Below are 19,722 nucleotides of genomic sequence, written 5' to 3' on the forward strand. Positions count from 1 at the left end.
ACCCGCGCCGCCGAGGCCGCCGTCGCCGCCAGCACCGCCTGCGCCACCGGCGCCGCCTGCGCCGCCGGCGCCACCGGCGCCACCCGCGCCGCCCTGTCCCGACGACTCGGTCTTGCAGTCGGACGCGCAGCCGTCCTCGGAGGCGGTGTTCCCGTCGTCGCATTCCTCGACGCCGTCCTGCACGAACCCGTCGCCGCACTTGGCCCACAGGCAGGTCGTGAGGCAGGCGTCGGCATTCGACACGTTGCCGTCGTCGCACGTCTCGACGCCCGTCTGCACGTGGCCGTCGCCGCACTTGGCGGTCTTGCAGGTGCTCGTGCAGGCGTCGTTGTTCGACGCGTTCGCGTCGTCGCACTCCTCGCCCGCTTGCACGACGCCGTCGCCGCAGCCCGGCAGGCTGCAGTTGTTCCGGCAGCCATCGTTATCGATCTGGTTGCCGTCGTCGCACGCCTCGACGCCGGCCTGCACGAAGCCGTCGCCGCAGCCCGACGTCTTGCACGTCGTGAGGCACCCGTCCGTATTCGACGCGTTCCCGTCGTCGCACTCCTCGGCGCCATTCACCACGCCGTCGCCGCAATAGAAGGGAGGCACGAACTCGTACGCGCCCATGTCGACCGCGGGGCCATTGACGCCGTCCCCGTCCATCGGCCGCGTTTTGCCGTCGAGGTCCGTGAGGGGGGCGCCCACCGACGTGCCCTTGTCGATGCACGGGCTGCCCATGGCCAGGTGCAGGTCCGAGGGCGCATTCACGAAGCCCGGGGTCTGCGAAATGCAGCCCACGCCTGCCACCACGTTATCGTAGTTCTCTTCGGTGCCCAGGACGTTCGTGTACGTGACGGTGGCCGCCGTCGTGCCCGTCGCGTTGTTCCGGTAGACGCCCGACGTGACCCCGACGATGATGCTGTTCTTGACGTTCACGAGCGCCGTCGCATTCGCATCCGCCCTCAGGCTCACGCCGAACGCGCCTGGACCGTGGACCGTCGTGTTCGTCACGTGGAGCGTGCCGGTCGCCGTGCTCGTCGCGTAAATGCTGATGTTATCCCAGTTGTTGCGGAAGAGCCCGTTCTCGATCGTCAACGTGGTGGAGCCGCTGCTCGGGAAGAAATCCACACCATCCCACGCGTTGTCGCTCACGGTCAGGCCCGAGAAGGTGGGGGACGCATTGCCCTCCACGCGGATCCCGTTCTCGTTGCTCTTGGTCGTGAAATTCTTGATGAGCGGCGCCCCCGCATCGAGACGCAGGCCGTAAAACGACGTGTCGGTCGTGACGTTCAAGAGCCCGAGCACGTCGCCCGCGACGCTCGAATGGATCGCATTGTACCCGTACCGCACGTTCACGTGCGTCAGCGTCGCCGCCGTCGCGCCCGAGAGCACCCGCACGCCATACCAGTTCTGCGCTGCCGCCACGAGGGCGCGCAGCGTGATGGGCGCGGCCGCCGTCCCGATGGCTTCCAGCGTCCCCCGCACCCGGATCTCGCCGCGCTCCGTGTCCGTGCCCGCCCCCATGATGTCGCCGTTCGAGAAGTTCACCACCACGCCCGGCTCGATCGAGAGCTTCCGGCCCGGCGGCACCGTGATGTCCCCCGCGACGGTATACGGCGAGCCCGCCAAGGTCAGCGTCGTATCGGTCCAGAGCGTCCCGTGATACCCCGGCGTCGCGTCATCCACGTACGGCAGCGCCCCGATGTCCTGGCCCGCGTCCCCCGCGAACCTCGACGGCGAATTCGACGTGATCCGCAGGTTCGACAGCGGGTTCACGTACAGCGGGTTCGCCGAAAAGCACCCCGGGCCGGGGGTCACATTATTATAGTTCGTCGTGTTGTCCCAGACGTTCGAATACGTGACGTTCACCGTCGCCGCGCCGCCCCCCGAGTAGAAGCCGGTGGTGTTGTCCGTCACGTTGGAGTTCTTGAGGTTCACCGTCGTTGATGCGCCCGAAGACGTGGAGACGGTCACGCCGCGAGACTGCTGGTAGAGCGTGGCGCCCGTGATGTTCACCGTCGAGATGCCGTTCGACTCCGCCGACAGATCGAGCCCGTAAAAGCTATTCCGGACCACGCAGTTGTTGATGGTGTTCACCGCGGCCACGCCCGTCGTCAGGATCCTGATGCCGCGGTTGGTATTGTTATCGATCGTGCAGCCGTTGATCGTCGCAGCGGCGGACCCCGCGATATCGATGCCGACCGAGCCGCCGGAGACGCTCACGTTCGTGAGCGTCGGCGTGCCGGCGAGGAGGTAGAAGCCATACGTGGTGGCGGTGATCGTGGTGTCAGAGACGGCGAGACCCATGCCCGTCGCGCTCGAAGTGACGCCTTGCCTCGCATGGGCGATCGACGCGTTGGAAATGGTGACGGCGCTCGCCGCACCGGCGCGGATGCCAAACCACGTGCCCGCGGCCGACCCGCTCTGGGCCATGAACTGCACGGGGCTCGCCGCCGTGCCCTGGACGTTGAGTTGCCCCTCCACGATCAGCTCGATGCGGGCCGTGTCGGTGCCTCCTTGCCCGCCACTGCTCGCGAACCGCACGACAGCGCCGGCCTCGATGGTCAACGAGGCGCCGCTCGGCACCGTGATGTCCCCCTGGACATTGTAGGGGCTGCCCGCGGCGGTCCAGGTCTGGGTGGCGAGGGTGCCGCCGGCGATGGTCGTCGCGGCACGTGCTTCGCGCGGGAAAACCAGCGCGACGGTAAGCGCAAGGGCGAACGCCGTGCAATGCAGGGCGCTCGCAAAGGGATGTGTTCGATGTCTGGTGTTCATGCTCGTCTACCCCGGGCGTCGACGTGCTCACGGCGCCGCGCGGCGCCGCCCGCAACAGGCCCAGCGCCTGGGGGATGCTCGGGTCGTCCCGAGGTCGCATTTTTTTTCGGGGCGGCGCGATCTTGCCTCGACGGCTCGTGCCCGACGTCGGGCACCGCGAGCAAATTCCACCCGGGCTACAGGCGACCCACCTCAATCGAGCCGCAAGAGATACACCGCCATCGCCCCCCCGAGCAGCGCGAGCACGACCGAGAGGATGACGCCCATCGAAAGGGGGTGCGCGCGTGGCGTCTCGCCGCGATTGTAGCGAACGACGAAACGCGCGTGCTGGAGCGCGGCGACGACATTGACGACGACGCCGAGCGCCACGAGCGCAATGCCGACCACCTGGGACGTGTGCGCGGGATGCGACGGCGCGACGCCGCGGGTCGCCGCGAGCTCGCGGAGGAAGATCCCGAACCGCGCCACGACGAACCCGAACCCCATCATGGCGAGGCCCGTGCGCAGCCACGCGAGCAGCGTGCGCTCGGCGGCGAGCGGGATCCGCAGATCGTAATCGGCGCGGGGAGGCGGCTCGGGCATGGCCCTCCCCGCCTCGTATCACCGTTCCGGTCGCGGAACCACGCAGAGCCACGCGACGGTCTCCCGAAGGGGTCGCCTCGCGTCGACACCCGCAGGGCATCGTCGACCGAGGCGGTCGCCACGTGGCGACACCCGCAGGGCATCGTCGACCGAGGCGGTCGCCACGTGGCTACCCCCGCAGGGCATCGTCGACCGAGGGAGTCGCCACGTGGCTACCCCCGCCGGGCATCGCCAACCGAGGCGGTCACCACGTGTCTACACCCACCGGGCATCGTCGACCGAGGGGGTCGCCACGTGGCTACCCCCGCAGGGCATCGTCAACCGAGGCGGTCGCCACGTGTCTACCCCCGCGGCTCCTCGGGACGGGGGTCCCAGGACCCTAGAGCGCCGACCCGTTCGGCGCTCTGCGAGATCGCGAAGCGAGCTCGCCTCGGGGGGTGAATCGACCGGGCTTTGCCCGGTCGAGAGGGGGACGCGAGGCGTCCCCCTCGGGACAAAAGAGCTAGAACATCGAGCGGTTGTCAAACCGATCGATGTTCTAGTCGAGCCTGAGCACCTCGATCGCATTCACCCCCGGCGTCCGCGCGAGCTTCATCGACTTCCCTCGCCCGACGAACGCCGCGTGGAAGACCTCCACGCCCGGCCTCTTCACGATCGTCACCGGATCCACGTACAAAAACCCCTTCCGCATCCGCTCCACCGGCACCCCGAGCGGCAGCCCCACGTCCCGCGTCGTCGGATCCGGCATCGTCGTGGAGAGCGTCGCGCGCGACGTGACCCGGGATCGCACGGAGAGCATCGTCCCCGCCGCGAGCGGCCCCGATGCCCGGACGAACAGGTCGAGCCGCGGCCGCACGCCCGTCTGGAAGAGCGATCCCACGATCTCGGGCCCCTCCTCGTACGTCGCGCCGATCGGCCGGAGCGCCCGCGTGATCTCCGCGAAGAGCGCCTCCGCCCGCGCCGCGTCGCCTTGCATCACGGCCACGTTGTGCGCGATCCGCTTCTGTTCGAGCGTCTGCGCCGGCGCCTCGGGCGGCGTCGCCTCCTGGTCCCAGTGCACGCGGGCTTCCCACGTCGCAAACACGTCCGGCACGATCGTGCGCACCGGCTCCGTCGCGCTCACGAACATCCACGCGAGCGCCCCCGGCTCGCGCGCCTCGAACACGTACGCGTCGATCGGCGCGTACGGCTCCCGCGGAAACACCACCCAGAACGGGCCCACCGCGGTCACGTGGAACCGCTTCGCCACGGCCGCGAGCTGCGCGTCCGGCGCGAAGCGGCTGTCCATCACGTACACGCTTCCGCGCCCCGGCAGCGGCCCCGTCGGCACCGGCTGGTTCGTCTTCACCACGCGCCCGCCGAGCGACCAGACCTGCGCCCACGTCGCGTGCATGCCCTCGTGTAGCTCCACCGTCGCGTCCGTCGGGATACGCCCGCCGAGCCAGCGCAGGAACACGGTCTTGTCGCCGTCGGAGTCGATGACGAGCCCCTTCTCGTTGAACCGCCCGCCCGTCTGCCGCGCGTACAGCGCCGCGGGCGCGCCGTCCCGCAGCACGAACACGAGCGGCACGAGCAGGATCCCCAGCGCGACGAGCCCGCCCTCGATGGCGCCGCCGAGAGGCCGCGGACGCGCCCGGCGCACGCGCGCGACGAGCCGCTCCACCAGAGGCGCGAGCGTGGCCACGAGCGCGCCCATCCCGAGCGCGAAGTACGCGCCGAACGGCTGCGGCCAGAACACGTGGATGTCGGCGCCCTGCTTGAACACGACGTACTGGAACGCCGCCATGCCGAGCACGAGCAGCGGCGCGAGCTCGACCTCGGCGCGCGTGACGAGCAGCCGGAGCACGCACACGACCGCCGCGATCTTCCCGAGCAGGATCGCGATCGGCGTGAACGAGAGCTCGATCCAGTACCGCCGGCTCGCGAGCACCGCCGAGAGCGGCGTCACGTTGCCCGACGAGCGCGAGCCGTAGATCGCGAGCAGATCGCCGAGCTTGCCGGCCCTCTGGAAGATCGCGAGGTAAAGGACCCCCGTGAGCACGGAGAGCACGGCCCACGTAATCCAGACCTCGGCGTACCTGCGCTCGTGGAGCGGCCCGAAGAACCGGCGCCCGCCGAGGTAGCCGCGAAAGAGCCCAAAGCCGAGCCACTGCCCCGCGAGCACGAACGCCGGCCAGTCCGTGTGCAGCGCCATGAAGAGCCCGATCGCGCTCACGAAGAGGAAGCGCCGCCGCCACGTCTGGACGAGCCGCACCCAGCCGTAGAGGGCGAGCAGCGACCAGAACACGAGCGGCACTTCGAGCGCGTTGAAGCTCGCGAACGCCAGCGTGATCGGCAGCACGACGAAGCCCACGGCCGCCGCCGCGCCGGCCGCGGGCCGCCAGATCGAGCGCCCGATCGCGTAGAGCAGCGGCGGCGTCGCGGCCGAGAGCAGGATCGCGGCCAGGCGGCAGACGACGTCATGCCGGCCCACGATCTTCATGAAAAATGCCGTCACCCAGAAGATCCCCCACGGGTGGTGGCAGTAGTAGAGGTCCGGGCCCGGCCGGCTCGCCGTGTACTCCCAGACCGGCCCCGGGATCCCCCAGCGCAGCATGTTCTCGGCGATGATCCCCATGCTCGCCGTCGAGGCCCAGTGCCCCGCGAGCACGGGCCCGAACATCTCCCACGCGGCGACCAGGAAAAACCAAGCGGTCGCAAGGGCGACGAGCGCACGCGCGATCCGCGCCTCGCGCGCGCTCGCCACGGGCAAGCCGTCCGAGCCTTGGGGCAAGCGGAGCGAGAGCCTCGGGATCATGCGCGCGCGAGGGTAGCGGATGGCAAGCGCTTCGGGCGTGGTAACTTGCCGCCCCCGTGCGTCTCGGAAAGCGGTTCGCGGCCGCCGTGCAGAAAAGTCCCCTGGGCTCCGCCCTCGTGATCGTGGCGCTCGCCGCGTCCCTCTACGTCGTCGCCTACCCCTTCACGGCCGCGCGGTACGCGCCGATGACGGATCTCCCGTTCCACGCCGCGCAGACCGGCGCGCTCCGGCATTTCTTCGACCCGAGTTACCACCTGCGCGAGCAGTTCGAGCTGCACCCGCTCGCCGTCCCGTACATGTCCTCGTACGTGATCGGCGCGCTCTTCATGTTCGTCGTGCCCACGCACGTCGCCGTGAAGATCGCGGCCGTGGCCATGCTCGCGCTCCTGCCCGCGGGCCTCGCCGTGCTCTTCCACGGCATGAAGAAGAGCCCGCTCCTCGGCCTCGCGGCCCTCCCCTTCGCCTGGAGCCACCTCACGCACTGGGGCTTCCTCAACTTCGTCGGCGCGCTCGGCCTCTTCGCGATGGCGATCGGCGTGACGCTCCTCCTGCTCGACGCGCCCTCGCGGCGCCGCCAGATCACGCTCTCCGCCGTCCTCGTCCTGCTCTTCTTCACGCACGTCTTCCGCTTCCCGTTCGCCGTCGCGGGCGTCGTCGCCGCGGCCCTGGTGATGTACCCGGCGACGCAGCGCTTCCGGCCGATCCTCGCGCCCCTCGTCCCGCCGCTCATGCTCTTCGCCGTGTGGACGCGCGTCCGGCCCGCGGCCATCGGCGGGCCCATCGACCTCTCGGGCTTCGACCTCAAGCGGCTCGACGAGCTGCGCCCGCTCCTCCTCGAAGGCGGCTTCCACGATCCGACCGAGGCCGCCGCGATCCTCACGAGTTACCGCGCCGTGGGCGTCGTCGCGCTCGTCTCGCTCCTCGCGTTCGTGCTCTCGGGCCGCGCGGCCGCCTGGAACCGCCGCGCCTGGTCCTTCGCCGTCGGCAGCCACGTCCTCGCCCTCGGCTGCGCGGGCGCGTTCCTCCTGTCGTTCCTGATGCTCCCGATGCAACAGGGCGTCTGGTGGTACGTCTACCCGCGCGAAGCCACGGCGCTCGCGTTCCTCGCGCTCGGCCTCTTGCCCGACCTGCCCCGCGCGCCCCTGCTCCGCGCCCCGCTCGTCCTCGCGCTCGCCCTCGCGCCGGTCGGCCTCGCGCGCGCCGTGGCCAGGAACTACGCCATTTTCGACCAGGCGACCGAGGACTTCCACCGCATCACCGAGGACATCCCGCGGGCCCCGCGCCTCATGTACCTCGTCTTCGACCACGGGGGCTCGACCAAGAAAAACACCCCCTTCATCCATTTGCCGGCGTACGTGCAGGCCGACAAGGGCGGCTGGCTCAGCTTCCATTTCGCGGTCTTCGGCGCCTCGCCGCTCGTGTACCGGAGCCGGTTCGAGCCCTCGGCCGTGATTCCGCCGCCCGTCCCCACGCGATGGGAATGGACGCCGCACAAATTCCGGCCCCTCCAGAATGGCAGGTTCTTCGATTGGTTCCTGGTTCGTAGCCGAACCTCGCCGGACGGCATGTTTCGCGAGGATCCCTCGATTGTCCCCGTGAATCACGTCGGCACGTGGTGGCTTTATCGACGGAAAGAGGGCTCGGGCCCGCCTGACCGCCCGTAATCCTCCATCCATCGCTACCTTGCGTCTCTGACGCGAGGGGCTAGGCTGCGCGACCATGGCGGCGATGATGCGAAGTGCCCCGCGGGATCGCGAGGCCCGACAGGAGCACGCGCCGGCGTCCGGAGCACGCGCCGAGCCGACCAGGTTCCCGCTGGAGGAGGCTTCCTCCGAGCAGGGGATGTCCAATGCGGAGCAGCTTCGGACGCTCATCGAGGCCTCGCCCGATCCCATCTTCATGAAGGACGGCGAGGGCCGCTGGCTCCAGGTCAATCGCGCCGGGCTCGAGGTGTTCGGCCTCGAAGGCGTCGATTACCAGGGCAAGAGCGAGGCCGAGCTCTCCGCCTTCACGCCCTTTTATCGAGAAGCCCTGCTCGTTTGTCCGGATACGGACAGCGTCGCCTGGGACGCGGGCAAGCTCTCCCGCGTCGAGGAGAACGTTCCGCGGCCCGACGGGTCGACCCGGACCTACGACGTCTACAAGGTCCCGCTCTTTTATCCGGACGGGCGGCGCCGCGGCCTCGTCGTGCTCGGCCGCGACATCACCGACCGCAGGCGCGCCGAGCAAGAGCGCGATCGGCTGCTCGAAAAAGAGCAGATCGCCCGCGCGGCCGCCGAGCGCGCCGAGCGCCGCTCCGCGTTCCTCGCCGAGACGACCCGCATCCTCTCCGGCACCCTCGATTACGAGGACACCGCGACCCGGCTCGCGCACCTCTGCGTCCCCTTCGCCGCCGATTGGTGCGCCGTGTGGACCGTCGACGGCCACGGCGGCGTGCACCTCGGCGCCCTCGCCCACGTGGACCCGGCCCGCGAGGCCCTCGCCAAGCCCGGCCAGATCCGCGTCGAGCCCGACCTGCCCGGCGGCGTCTCCCACGTCGTCCGCTTCGGCCAGCCGCTGCTCTGCCCCGCGGTCCCCGACACCACCGACGGGCGCCTCGCCGCGCTCGGGACCCGCGATCCGGCCTGCGAAACGCTCGTCCGCGCGCTCGGCCTCGCCTCGTACGTCGCCGTGCCCCTCGTCGCGCGCGGCCGCACGCTCGGCGCGATCACCCTCGCCCGCATGCCCGGCTCGCACCCGGCCTGCGCGGCCGACCTCACGCTCGCCGAGGACCTCGGCCACCACGCGGCGCTCGCGCTCGCGAATGCGCGCCTCTACGAGGAGTCGCAGGAGGCCATCCGCGCGCGCGACGAGTTCCTCTCGATCGCCTCGCACGAGCTACGCACGCCTTGCACCTCGCTCCGCCTCGGCATCGAGGCGCTCCTCCGGCATGCGCGCGCCGGCAAGCTCGATCGAATGCCCGCGCCGCTGATCGAGCGCCTGCTGGAGACGAGCGATCGGCAAAGCAAGCACCTGCTCCACCTCATCGACCGGCTGCTCGACGTCTCGCGGCTCGAAGCCGGCCACCTCGATCTGGAGCTCGAAGAGGTCGATCTCGCGGCCCTCACGCGCGAGGCGGCCGCCGAGCTGCGCGAGGAGATCGCGCGCACGGGCGGCTCGCTCCTCGTCGAGGCGGAGCGCCCGGTGCGCGGCATGTGGGATCGGGCGCGGCTCCGCCAGGTCGTCACGAACCTGCTCGGCAATGCGCTCAAGTACGGCGCCGGCAAGCCCGTCCGGGTGCGGGCCGCGGGCGACGACACGCAGGGCTTTCTCTGCGTGGAGGATCGCGGCATCGGCATCCCCGAGGATCGCCAGCCGCACATCTTCGAGCGATTCGAGCGCGCGGTCTCGTCCCGCCATTACGGCGGCCTCGGCCTCGGCCTTTACATCGTGCGCCAGATCGTCGAGGCGCACGGCGGCGCCATCACGCTCACGAGCCGCCCCGGCGAAGGCTCGACCTTCACCGTCTCGCTCCCGAAGAGCCGCGCCCCCGCGGCCGCCCGCGCCTCCTGAGCCGCGATTTCGTTCGACCTGAAAGCTTGTCGCCCTCTCGCGAGAGCGGTAGATCCTCTCGGAATGCGGCTTTTCGTGGGCGACATCGTGGACGATCGGTTCGAGATCGAACGAGTCGCCGGCGCGGGCGGCATGGCCACGGTCTACCGGGCGCTCGATCGCCACACGGGCCTGCGGGTCGCGCTCAAGCGCGTGGACGACGAGGACACCGAGAGGGCGCGCCGCTTCGACCACGAGGCGCAGAGCCTCGCCGAGCTCCGCCACCCGCACGTGGTCCGCTACGTCGCGCATGGCTCGATGGCCGCGGGCGGGCGCTGGCTCGCCATGGAATGGCTCGAAGGCGAGGACCTCGCCGCGCGGCTCACCCGCGGGCGCCTCTCGATCGAGGACACCATCACGCTCGGCGCGCGCGTCGCGCGGGCGCTCGAAGCCGCCCACCGCCGCGAGGTCATCCACCGCGACATCAAGCCGAGCAACCTGCTCCTGATCGGCTCCTCCGTGGAGGAGGTCCGATTGATCGATTTCGGCATTGCCCAGACCCTGAGCACCTCGCGGCGGGTCACCGAGAGCGGGACGACGATCGGCACCCCGGGCTACATGGCCCCCGAGCAGGCGCGCGGTGAAACCCCCCGCGTCGACGGCCGCGCCGACCTCTTCTCGCTCGGCGCCGTGCTCTTCGAATGCGTGACGGGCCGGCCCGCGTTCGAGGGCACCCACGTGATGGCCTTGCTCGCGAGGCTGCTCTTCGAGGAGGTGCCGCGCCTGCGGGACCTCCGGCCCGAGGCGCCCCGCGCGCTCGACGAGCTCGTCGCGAGCCTGCTCGCCAAGGACCCCGACGGCAGGCCCCGCGACGCGGGCGTGGTGGCGCGCGCGCTCGAATCGATGGACGTCGGCCGCGGCTCGATGCGCCCGCCGCCGGGCCGCGCGGATCTCGGGCACACGGAGCGGCGCCTCTTCTCCATCGTCGCGGTCCTGCCCCACGCGCCGGAGGCGGCGGGCCCGCACGCCGAGACCGAGGCGCCCACGAACGTCCGCGTCACGGCGATCGAGCAGGCCGTGCGCCCCTTCGGCGCCCACGCCTCGGCGCTCGCGAACGGCGCGCTCTTCGTCACGCTCTCGGGCGAGGGCAGCGCGAGCGACCTCGCCATCCGGGCCGCGCGGGCCGCGCTCGCGCTCCGCCCGCTCTTGCCCCCGAGCGCGATCGCCCTCGTCACGGGCCTCGGCGAGGCCGACGGAAAGGCCCCGATCGGCGAGATCGCCGAGCGCGCCGTCGTGCTCTTGAAGGACGGGGCGCGCCACGCGCGGGGCTCGGTGCTCATGGACGAGGTCACGGCGGCGCTGCTCGACGGCCGCTTCGCCGTGGCGCTGACCTCGGGGGATTTCGTCCTCGAAGGCGAGCGCGAGGCCCCGGCGGAGGCGCGCACGCTCCTCGGGCGCGCGAGCCCGTACGTCGGCCGCGACCGCGAGCTCCGGATGGTCGAGGAGCTCGTGCACGCGAGCTTCGACGAGCGAGAGGCGCGGGCCGTGCTCGTGGTCGGCGCGGCGGGCATGGGGAAATCACGCCTGCGCCGCGAGGTCGAGGCGCGGATCGCCGCCGCCTGGCCCGACGCCGTCATCGAGATCGGCCGCGGCGATCTCCTCGGGCAGGGCTCGCCTTTTTCGGTCATCGCCGCGGCCTTGCAGCACACGGCCCGCATCACCGCCGGCGAGCCCTTCGCCGTGCGCCGCCAGAAGCTCGAAGACACGTTCGGCAAGCATCTGCCACCCGAACGGCAATGGCACGTCCTCGAATTCCTCGGCGAGATGGTGGGCATCCCCTACCCCGACGACCAAAGCCCCAAGCTCCGCGCGGCGCGGCAGAGCGCGGCGCTCATGGCCGATCGCATCCGCGAGGTGTACGTCGACCTCCTCGCGGCCGAGCTCTCGGCCCGGCCGCGCCTCCTCGTGCTCGAGGACCTGCAATGGGGGGACGTGGCCTCGATCAAGCTCGTCGACGCCGCGCTCCGCGCCCTGCCGCATCGCCCGTTCGTGGTGCTCGCGCTCGGCCGGCCCGAGGTGCGTCAGCTCTTCCCGCACCTGTGGGAGCAACACGACGCGCAGGAGATCCGCCTCGGCGCCTTGTCGGTCCGCGCGGCCGCGGAGCTCGTGCGGCATTACGTGGGCGACCGCATCTCGGCCGAGGAGATCGACCGTGTCGTCGCGCGGGCCGGCGGCAATGCGTTTTACCTGGAAGAGCTCGTGCGGGCCGTGGCCGAGGGCCGCGGCGGCGAGGTGCCCGCGACCGCGCTCGGCCTCGTCGAATCCCGCCTCGCCGCGCTCGTCCCCGAAGAGCGGCGCCTCCTGCGCGTCGCCAGCGTCTTCGGCGAGGTCTTCTGGGCCGACGCCCTCGCCGCGGTCGCCGACGAGCCCGTCTCCTCCGTCACCACGATGCTCGCCTGCCTCGAAGCACGCGAGCTCGCCTTCCGCCGAAAAACGAGCCGTTTCTCCGGCCGCGACGAATACGCCTTCCGCCACTCCCTCCTCCAGGAGGGCTCCTATGCGACGCTGACGGAGCGGGATCGCGCCCTGGCGCACGCGCGGGCGGGCGCGTGGCTGCTCGCGGCCGGGGAGAAGGATCCCAAGGTCCTCGCCGAGCATTTCGGCCGCGCCGGCGACGCGAGCCGGGCCATCGGGTATTACGTGCGCGCGGCCGAGCACTCCCTCGCCGCGGGCGACAACGAGGCCGCGGTCTCGCTCGCCGACGCGGCGCTCGGCCTCGGCGCGGCCGGCGCGGACGCGGCCGTGCTCCGGGCCATCCAGACCGACGCCTGGACCTGGAGCTGCCAGTACGTCCGGGCGCACGAGGCGGCGCAGGTCGCGCTCTTCCTCGCCAAGCCCGGCAGCCTCAGCCATGCGCGCGCGCTCGGCGGCGTCATCAGCAACGGCCTCATGCTCCGCCGCTTCGACGTCCTCGGCGAGGCCATGGCGGCGCTGCTCCGCGTCGAGCCCGAGCCCGAGGCGATCCCCGCGCTCGCCTGGGCCTTCACGATGGCCATGAACACCGAGCTCCTGAGGGGCCAGCATGCCTCGGCCGAGCGGTACCTGCGGCGCATGGAGCACCTCTCGATGGGCCGCGCGGCGGAGGATCCCTCGGTGATGGCGTGGCTCGCCCACGCCCAGGGGTGCTGGGCGCGCCACATCGAGCAAGACCTGTGGGACGCGCTCGAGCTGCACCGCCTGAGCGCGCGTGGCTTCCGCGAGGCCGGCGACCAGCGCTACGGGCCCCACGCCGAGGTCCACGTGGGCTCGCTTCTCCTCGCGCTCGGCGCGTTCGAGGAGGCGAGCGCCCTCGTCGAGCGCGCGCTCGCCGCGTCGCCTCCCGGCAGCCAGGCCGTGCTTTTGGGCCGATGCGTGCTCGCGTGGATCGCGCTCGATCGGGGGGCCGTCGCGGAGGGCATCCGCCTCTGCGAGGCCGTCGCGAAGGAGGCCGACGCGCTCGACGAAGGCCTGCTGGGCCTGTATGCGCGCCTCGCGATCCTCGAAGCGCGCGTCGCGGGCGGGGACCTCGACGGCGTCGAGCCTGCGCTCGTGGAGCTCGAGCCAGCCGTGAAGGGCATGCCCCTCGTGGCGCTCGGGCACACGACCGTACGCGCTGCGGCGCGCCTCTCCGCAGGTCGGCCCGAGGAAGCGCGCAGCCTCTGCGAGGAAGCGCTCGCGCAAGGCGAAGCGCTTGGAGTCGTGGATCACCGCCTGCGCGTCGCGCTCGGCCTCGTCCTGGTCCAGGCGCTCGACGCGCTCGGAGAGCACGGCAAAGTCCGGACGACGCTGCTCCACTTGAAACAGGCGGCCGAGGCGCAGGCCGAGAAGATCGCCGATCCCGCGCTCCGCGAGAGCTACCTGGGCCGCGTCCCCGTGCACGTGCGGCTGGCGGCGCTGCTGAAAAGTACGGGTACCGGAATCTGATCACCGTTTCCACCACGCTCGAAGCAACCAAGGAATACGGCTTGGCCCCCCGGCCTGGCGAACCCGGAAACCCGCTCCCCGGCATCGCCTCTGTGGCATAAACAGATCGCTCGCGACCGCGCCCGGCAGACGAGCGAGGTTTTCCCATGATGGCCGGTACAGGCTACGCGCTCGGCGAAAAGACCGAGGAGACGGAGACGTTCACCCTCTACCGCGCGCGCTGCGAGGGCGACACCGCCGTCCTGCTCAAGGTCTTGCGCCCCGAGGGCGCGCGCGCCGCCGAAATCGCTCGATTCAAGCAGCAGTACGAACGCCTCGCGCATATCACCTCGTCGCGCCTCGTCGCGGTGCGAGGCGTCGAGGAGCGCGCCGGCGCGCTGATCGTCGTGCTCGAAGATTTCCCGGGCCGCGACCTCGCGCAGACCCTCGCCGCGCGCCCTTCCCGCTGGATGCCCGTGGACGAGGCGCTCGATCTTGCGATCGCGCTCGCCGAAGGCCTCGCCGCCATGCACGCCGAGGGGCTCGTTCACCGCGATCTCCGCCCGCGGAACGTGCTCCTCGGCGAGGGCGGCGCGGTCAAGATCACCGGCTTCGGCGCCGACGCCGAGATCACCCGCGCGCACGAAATGCTCTACGCGCCGACCGTGCTCGCCGACGTGCTGCCCTACATCTCCCCCGAGCAGACGGGTCGAATGAACCGCGGCGTCGATGACCGGACCGATCTCTATGCGCTCGGCACCCTTCTCTACCAGGCGCTCACGGGCCGCCCCCCCTTCGAGGGCGCCGATCCCATGGAGCTCATCCACGCGCACCTCGCCGTCTCGCCCACGCCGCCCTCCAGCCTCGATCGGGCCATCCCCGAGGCGGTCTCGGGTGTCGTGCTCAAGCTGCTCGAGAAAAACGCCGAGGACCGCTACCAGAGCGCCGAAGGCTTGCTCGCCGACCTCCATCATTGCCGCGAGGTCTTGCAGAACGGCGGGCCCCTCACGCCTTTCCTCCCAGGGCAGCACGATCGCACCGACCTCTTCCGGATCCATCAGAAGCTCTACGGCCGTGAGCACGACATCCTGGCGCTCACCGACGCGTTCGAACGCGCGCTCGCAGGGAGCCGGGAAATCGTGCTCGTCTCCGGCTACTCGGGCATCGGCAAGTCCTCGCTCGTGCAGGAAATCCTGAAACCACTCGCGCGGCAGAAGGGCTACTTCACGAGCGGCAAACACGACCAGTACCACCGCGCGGCGCCCTACAGCGGGTTCATCCAGGCCTTCGACGGCCTCGTGCGGCAGATCCTCGCCGAGAGCGAGGCGCGTATCGTCCGGTGGCGGAGCGCGCTCCTCGAAGCGCTCGGGCCCAATGGGCAGGTCGTCTGCGACGTCATCCCCTCCTTGTCCCACGTGATCGGCCCGCAGCCGCCCGTCCCTGCGCTCACCCCCATCGAAGCGCAGAACCGACTGAACCAGTGTTTTTTGCTCTTCGTCTCGGTGTTCGCGCGGCACGAGCACCCGCTCGTCCTTTTCCTCGACGACCTGCAGTGGATCGACGCTGCGGGCCTCGGATTGCTCCGCGCCCTCCTCGCCGACGATTCGCTCGAAGCGCTCTTCTTCTGCGGCGCCTACCGCGACAACGAGGTATCGCCCGCGCACCCGTTCATGATGACGCTCGGGGAGCTCCGGCGCGGAGGGCTCTCGGTGTGCGATATCGTCCTCGCTCCGCTCGTGCAGCGCCACCTGCTCGCCATGCTCGGCGATTGCCTCGAGCGCGAGGACACCGGCCCGCTCGCCGACGTGGTGCTCAAGAAGACGGGCGGCAACCCATTCTTCGTCAAACGCCTCGTGCAGTCCCTCCACGACCACGGCGTGCTCACGTATACGTTCGACGCGGGGTGGCGGTGGGATCTCGCGAGGATCGAAGCGCTCGCGTACACGGAGAACGTCGTCGACCTCATGGTGCGCACCATCGGGCGGCTGCCGGCGCGAACGCAGGAATCGTTATGGCTCGGCGCGGCGATCGGGAGTCGCTTCGACCTCGACTTGCTCGCCGCCTTGCTCGCTTGCTCGCCGGAGGAGGCGTATGGCCGCCTGGAGCGCGCCGTCGAGGAGGGGCTGCTCGTCGCCGACCGGAGCGGCTACCGCTTCGCGCACGACAAGGTCCAGGAGGGCGCGTACGCGATGATCCCCGAGGCGGATCGGGCCGCCTACCGCCTCCGCATCGGCCGGCACCTCGCAGGCCACGTGGACCTCGCGGACGGCCCGAGCCTCTTCGACGTCGCTGGCCACTTGAACGCCGCGGGCGACCTCATCACGGACGGCGCCGAGCGCCTGCGCCTCGCGCGCATGAACCTCGACGCCGCCCTCCGCGCCGAGGAGTCGGCCGCGTTCGGCGCCGCCCTGCATCATCTCGAACAGGGCCTCGATCGCCTGCCGGAGGACGCTTGGACGTCAAACCACGCCCTCCGCTTCGCCTATGCGAAGAAAATGGGCCTCATGCTCGCGCTCGCGGGTCGGCACGACGAGGGCCTCGCCGAGCTCGGGCGTTGCCTCGATCACACCGAGGGCAGGCTCGATCGCACCGAGGTGCTCCGGCTCAAGATGAGCGTGCAGGTGCTCAAGAACGACCTGCAGGCCGCGCTCGCGGAGGGGCTCGCGGCCCTCCGCGGGTTCGGGCTCGACCTGCCCGCGTTCCCCGACGAAGCCATGCTCGACGCCGAGGTGCAGAGGGCGATGGCGCTCGTCCGGGAGACGACGATCGAAGCGCTGCCCGGCCTGCCGCCGCTCGTGGACCCGGAGATCCTGGCCATGCAGGACGTGCTCCAGGAGCTCTTTGTCCCCTGCTACTTCCTGGCCACGAACAACCTCGGCATCACGGTCACGAAGATCCTCGAGAACACGCTGCGCCACGGGCTCTCGAAGAACTCGATCTTCGGCTGCATGAACTTCGGGATGCTCCTCTGCGCCCGCGGCGACATCACGCTCGGCTACCACTTCGGCCGCGCCGCCAAGGACCTCGCTGCGCGCTACACGGACAAGAAATCCGAGGCGATGCTCCACAACATGTGGGGCGCCTTCATCCAGCACTGGCGCGAGGGCTACGCCGCCTGCAAGGCAACGCTGGTCGCGGGGATGCACGCCGGGCTCGAGACGGGCCAGTACATCTGGTCGTTCTACAACACGGTCAATGGCATCACGAACAGCCTCCTGCGCGGCATCCCGCTCTCCGACCTCCTCGCCGAGGCGCAGAGCTACCAGCCGATGCGCAAGCTCGACGAGTCCGATGCCATCACGTGGCTCGTCGGCGCGGCCGGACAACTCGCGCACCAGCTCTCGTGCGAGACCACGCACCCCGCCACGCTCGAGGGCCGGTGGGTCCACATCGGCGAGGCGATCGAGGCGGCCCGTCGGATCGACAACCAGGCCTCGCTCTTCTTCGCCCACTTCTACGTCGTGATCCTCTGCGTCTTCCAGGGCGCGTTCGAAGAGGCTGCGCGCACCGCGCTGCCGATGAACACCGAGATCCCCGGGGTCGCGGCCTGGCATGGAAACCCCGCGTTTCATTGCTACGCCGGCGTCGCGCTGACGCAGGCGGCGGACGTCGTCTCGCCGGACGAACGAGCGCGCTTCCTCGCCCGCGCGGAGATCCTCGCCGAACGACTCGCCCACTGGGCGGATCTCTGCCCCGAGAACCTCGCGCACCGGAGCGCCCTCCTCCACGCCGAGCTCCTACGTGCCCGTGGGGACGCGCGCGCGGCCGGCGATCGGTACGACGAGGCGATCGCCCTCGCCGCGCGCGGCGGCTACCTCCACGACGAGGCGCTCGCCAACGAGCTCGCGGGCCTCTCTTTCCGCGCGCTCGGCAAGACCACCATCGCCCGCGCCTACCTCACCGAGGCCCACAGGGTCTACGGCCAATGGGGCGCGACCGAGGCGATGCGGCGCCTCGAACGCTCGTACCCCGACCTCGTCCCCGGCGAGATCCTCCGCGGCGCGAGGGGCCCCGCGGCCGGCGGGCCGGCCGGCGCCGCGCTCGACATCGGCTCGGTGCTCAAGGCCTCCCAGGCCATCTCGGGCGAGATCGTCCTCGACCGCCTGCTCGACGCGCTCATGCGTGTCCTCGTCGAGAACACCGGCGCGCGGCGTGGCGTCCTCGTCCTCGCGCGCGACGGGCAGCTCGTCGTCGAGGCCGAGCACTTCATCGGCGAGGCGCCCGTCCACCCGCGGAGCGCGACGCCCCTCGAAGACCGCGCGGACCTGCCGGCCGGCGTCGTGACGTACGTGGCGCGCACGCGCGAGACGGCCGTCCTCGACGATCGCGCGATCGAGGGGCCCTTCGGCCGTGATCCCTGGTTTGCCAGCGCGCGGCCTCGCTCCTCGCTCGCCGCGCCCATCGTCTACAAGGGCCGCCTCGCCGGCGTCATTTACCTCGAAAATGACCTCACCCGCGCGGCGTTCACCCCCGATCGTGTCGAGGTGATCCGGCTGCTCTCGGCGCAGGCGGCCATCTCCATCGAGAATGCGCGCCTTTATGCGGACCTGCAGCAGGAGAACGCGGAGCGGCGGCGCGCGGAGGCGTCCGTTCGAGAGAGCCAGGAGCTGCTCCACGCCATCGTGGACAATACGACCGCCGTCATCTTCGCCAAGGACTCCGAGGGCCGCTTGGTGTTCGCCAACCGCCGCCTCGAAGAGATGTTCCACCTGCGCCGCGAGGAGATCCTCGGCAAGACCGACCACGACTTTCTCCCGCGCGAGGTCGCCGAGCGGTATCGCGCCCAGGATCTCCTCGTCCTGCGGGAGAACCGGGCCATCGAGTTCGACGATCCGGCGCCATACATGGAACAAGAAGAGCGCGCGTTCATCAGCGTGAAGTTCCCGCTCCGCGATGCCGCCGGCAGGCCTTATGGCACGGGAGGCATCGCGACCGACGTCACCTCCCGCAAGCGCGCGGAGGAGGTGCTGCGTCATTCCTACTCGCTCCTCGAAGCCACGCTCGAATCGACGGCGGACGGCATCCTCGTCGTCGACGAAACGCAGCGCGCCGTGCGTTACAATCGCAGGTTCGTGGAGATGTGGGGCATCCCCGAGGACGTCCTCGCCACCGCGTCGGACAACATCTTCCTCTCGTTCGTCCGCGACCAGCTCCTCGACCCCGAATCGTTTCTGCAAAAGGTTCGGGCCATTTATGCCGCCCCCGAGGAGAGCTCCATCGATACCCTCGTCTTCGGGGATGGGCGGGTCTTCGAGCGGTATTCGCAGCCGCAGCGGCTCGGCGATCGTGTGGTCGGGCGGGTCTTCAGCTTCCGCGACGTCACCCCGCGCGTGCACGCCGAGCAGGAGCGGGATCGGCTCCTGCTCGACGAGCGGCGCGCGCGCGCTGCGGCGGAGGAGGCGGTCCACCTGCGCGACGAGTTCCTCTCCGTCGCCTCCCACGAGCTGCGCACCCCGCTCACGAGCTTGCAGCTCGCCATTCAATCGCTCGGGCAACGCCTCTCCCGAGGCATGGATCCCGAGCGCGTGCGCGCCGCGGTCGCCCTCTCCGGGCGGCAGATCAAGCGCCTCGCCACCCTCGTCGACATGCTCCTCGACGTCTCCCGGATCCAGGCGGGCAGGCTCGAATTGAACCCGACGCGCGTCGATCTGCGCGCGCTCGTCGAGGAGGTCGTCGCCCAGCTCGTCGACCAGATCGCGCAATCCGGCAGCACGCTCACGGTGCGCGCGGCGCAGCCGGTCGTCGGCCGGTGGGACCCGTACCGGCTGGAGCAGGTCGTCACGAACCTCCTCACGAATGCCATCAAATTCGGCAAGGAAAAGCCCATCGAGATCACGATCGCGAGCGAGGGGCCACGCGCCCGGCTCTCGGTGACGGACCACGGGATCGGGATCCCGGCCGAGGTGCAGGTGCAACTCTTCGAGCGGTTTCAGCGCGGCGTCTCCTCGCGCCATTACGGGGGACTCGGGCTCGGCCTTTACATCACCCGCACCATCGTCGAGGCGCACGGCGGGCGGATCTTCTTGTCGAGCGAGGCCGGAGAGGGGTCGACCTTCCGGGTCGAGCTGCCGCTCTCGGCCGACCCCTCGCCGAGCGAGCCGGACGGCGAATAA

The 19,722-nt window shown here is 70.7% G+C and carries 7 protein-coding genes; 4 read left to right on the forward strand and 3 right to left on the reverse strand.

The features are described from left to right. The 3 genes from E8A74_RS35535 to E8A74_RS35545 all read right to left on the reverse strand — a co-directional run. Positions 1–2,757, reverse strand: a 2,757-nt coding sequence (locus tag E8A74_RS35535; RefSeq protein WP_136933529.1) for a DUF4215 domain-containing protein, incomplete at its 3' end; no start/stop codon positions are given. 192 nt (positions 2,758–2,949) lie between these two features. Continuing rightward, positions 2,950–3,339, reverse strand: coding sequence for a YidH family protein (locus tag E8A74_RS35540; RefSeq protein WP_136933530.1), 390 nt, complete (start codon positions 3,337–3,339; stop codon positions 2,950–2,952). A 538-nt stretch (positions 3,340–3,877) separates the two neighbouring features. Further along, the gene (locus E8A74_RS35545) at positions 3,878–6,136 is read right to left on the reverse strand and encodes an ArnT family glycosyltransferase (RefSeq protein WP_136933531.1); all 2,259 of its coding nucleotides are present in this window, start codon (positions 6,134–6,136) and stop codon (positions 3,878–3,880) included. A gap of 56 nt (positions 6,137–6,192) precedes the next feature. On the opposite strand from E8A74_RS35545, the gene E8A74_RS35550 reads away from it, so the two are divergent. From E8A74_RS35550 to E8A74_RS35565, 4 genes are all read left to right on the forward strand, one after another. Then, positions 6,193–7,800, forward strand: a complete 1,608-nt coding sequence (locus tag E8A74_RS35550; protein ID WP_136933532.1) for a hypothetical protein — start codon at positions 6,193–6,195, stop codon at positions 7,798–7,800. A gap of 64 nt (positions 7,801–7,864) precedes the next feature. Continuing rightward, the gene (locus E8A74_RS35555) at positions 7,865–9,688 is read left to right on the forward strand and encodes a sensor histidine kinase (protein WP_170229609.1); all 1,824 of its coding nucleotides are present in this window, start codon (positions 7,865–7,867) and stop codon (positions 9,686–9,688) included. 63 nt (positions 9,689–9,751) lie between these two features. Further along, positions 9,752–13,630, forward strand: coding sequence for a protein kinase domain-containing protein (locus E8A74_RS35560; protein WP_136933534.1), 3,879 nt, complete (start codon positions 9,752–9,754; stop codon positions 13,628–13,630). A 146-nt stretch (positions 13,631–13,776) separates the two neighbouring features. Next, positions 13,777–19,722, forward strand: a complete 5,946-nt coding sequence (locus E8A74_RS35565) for an AAA family ATPase (RefSeq protein ID WP_136933535.1) — start codon at positions 13,777–13,779, stop codon at positions 19,720–19,722.

It is taken from the genome of Polyangium fumosum, from assembly GCF_005144585.1.
GTDB lineage: Bacteria > Myxococcota_A > Polyangia > Polyangiales > Polyangiaceae > Polyangium > Polyangium fumosum.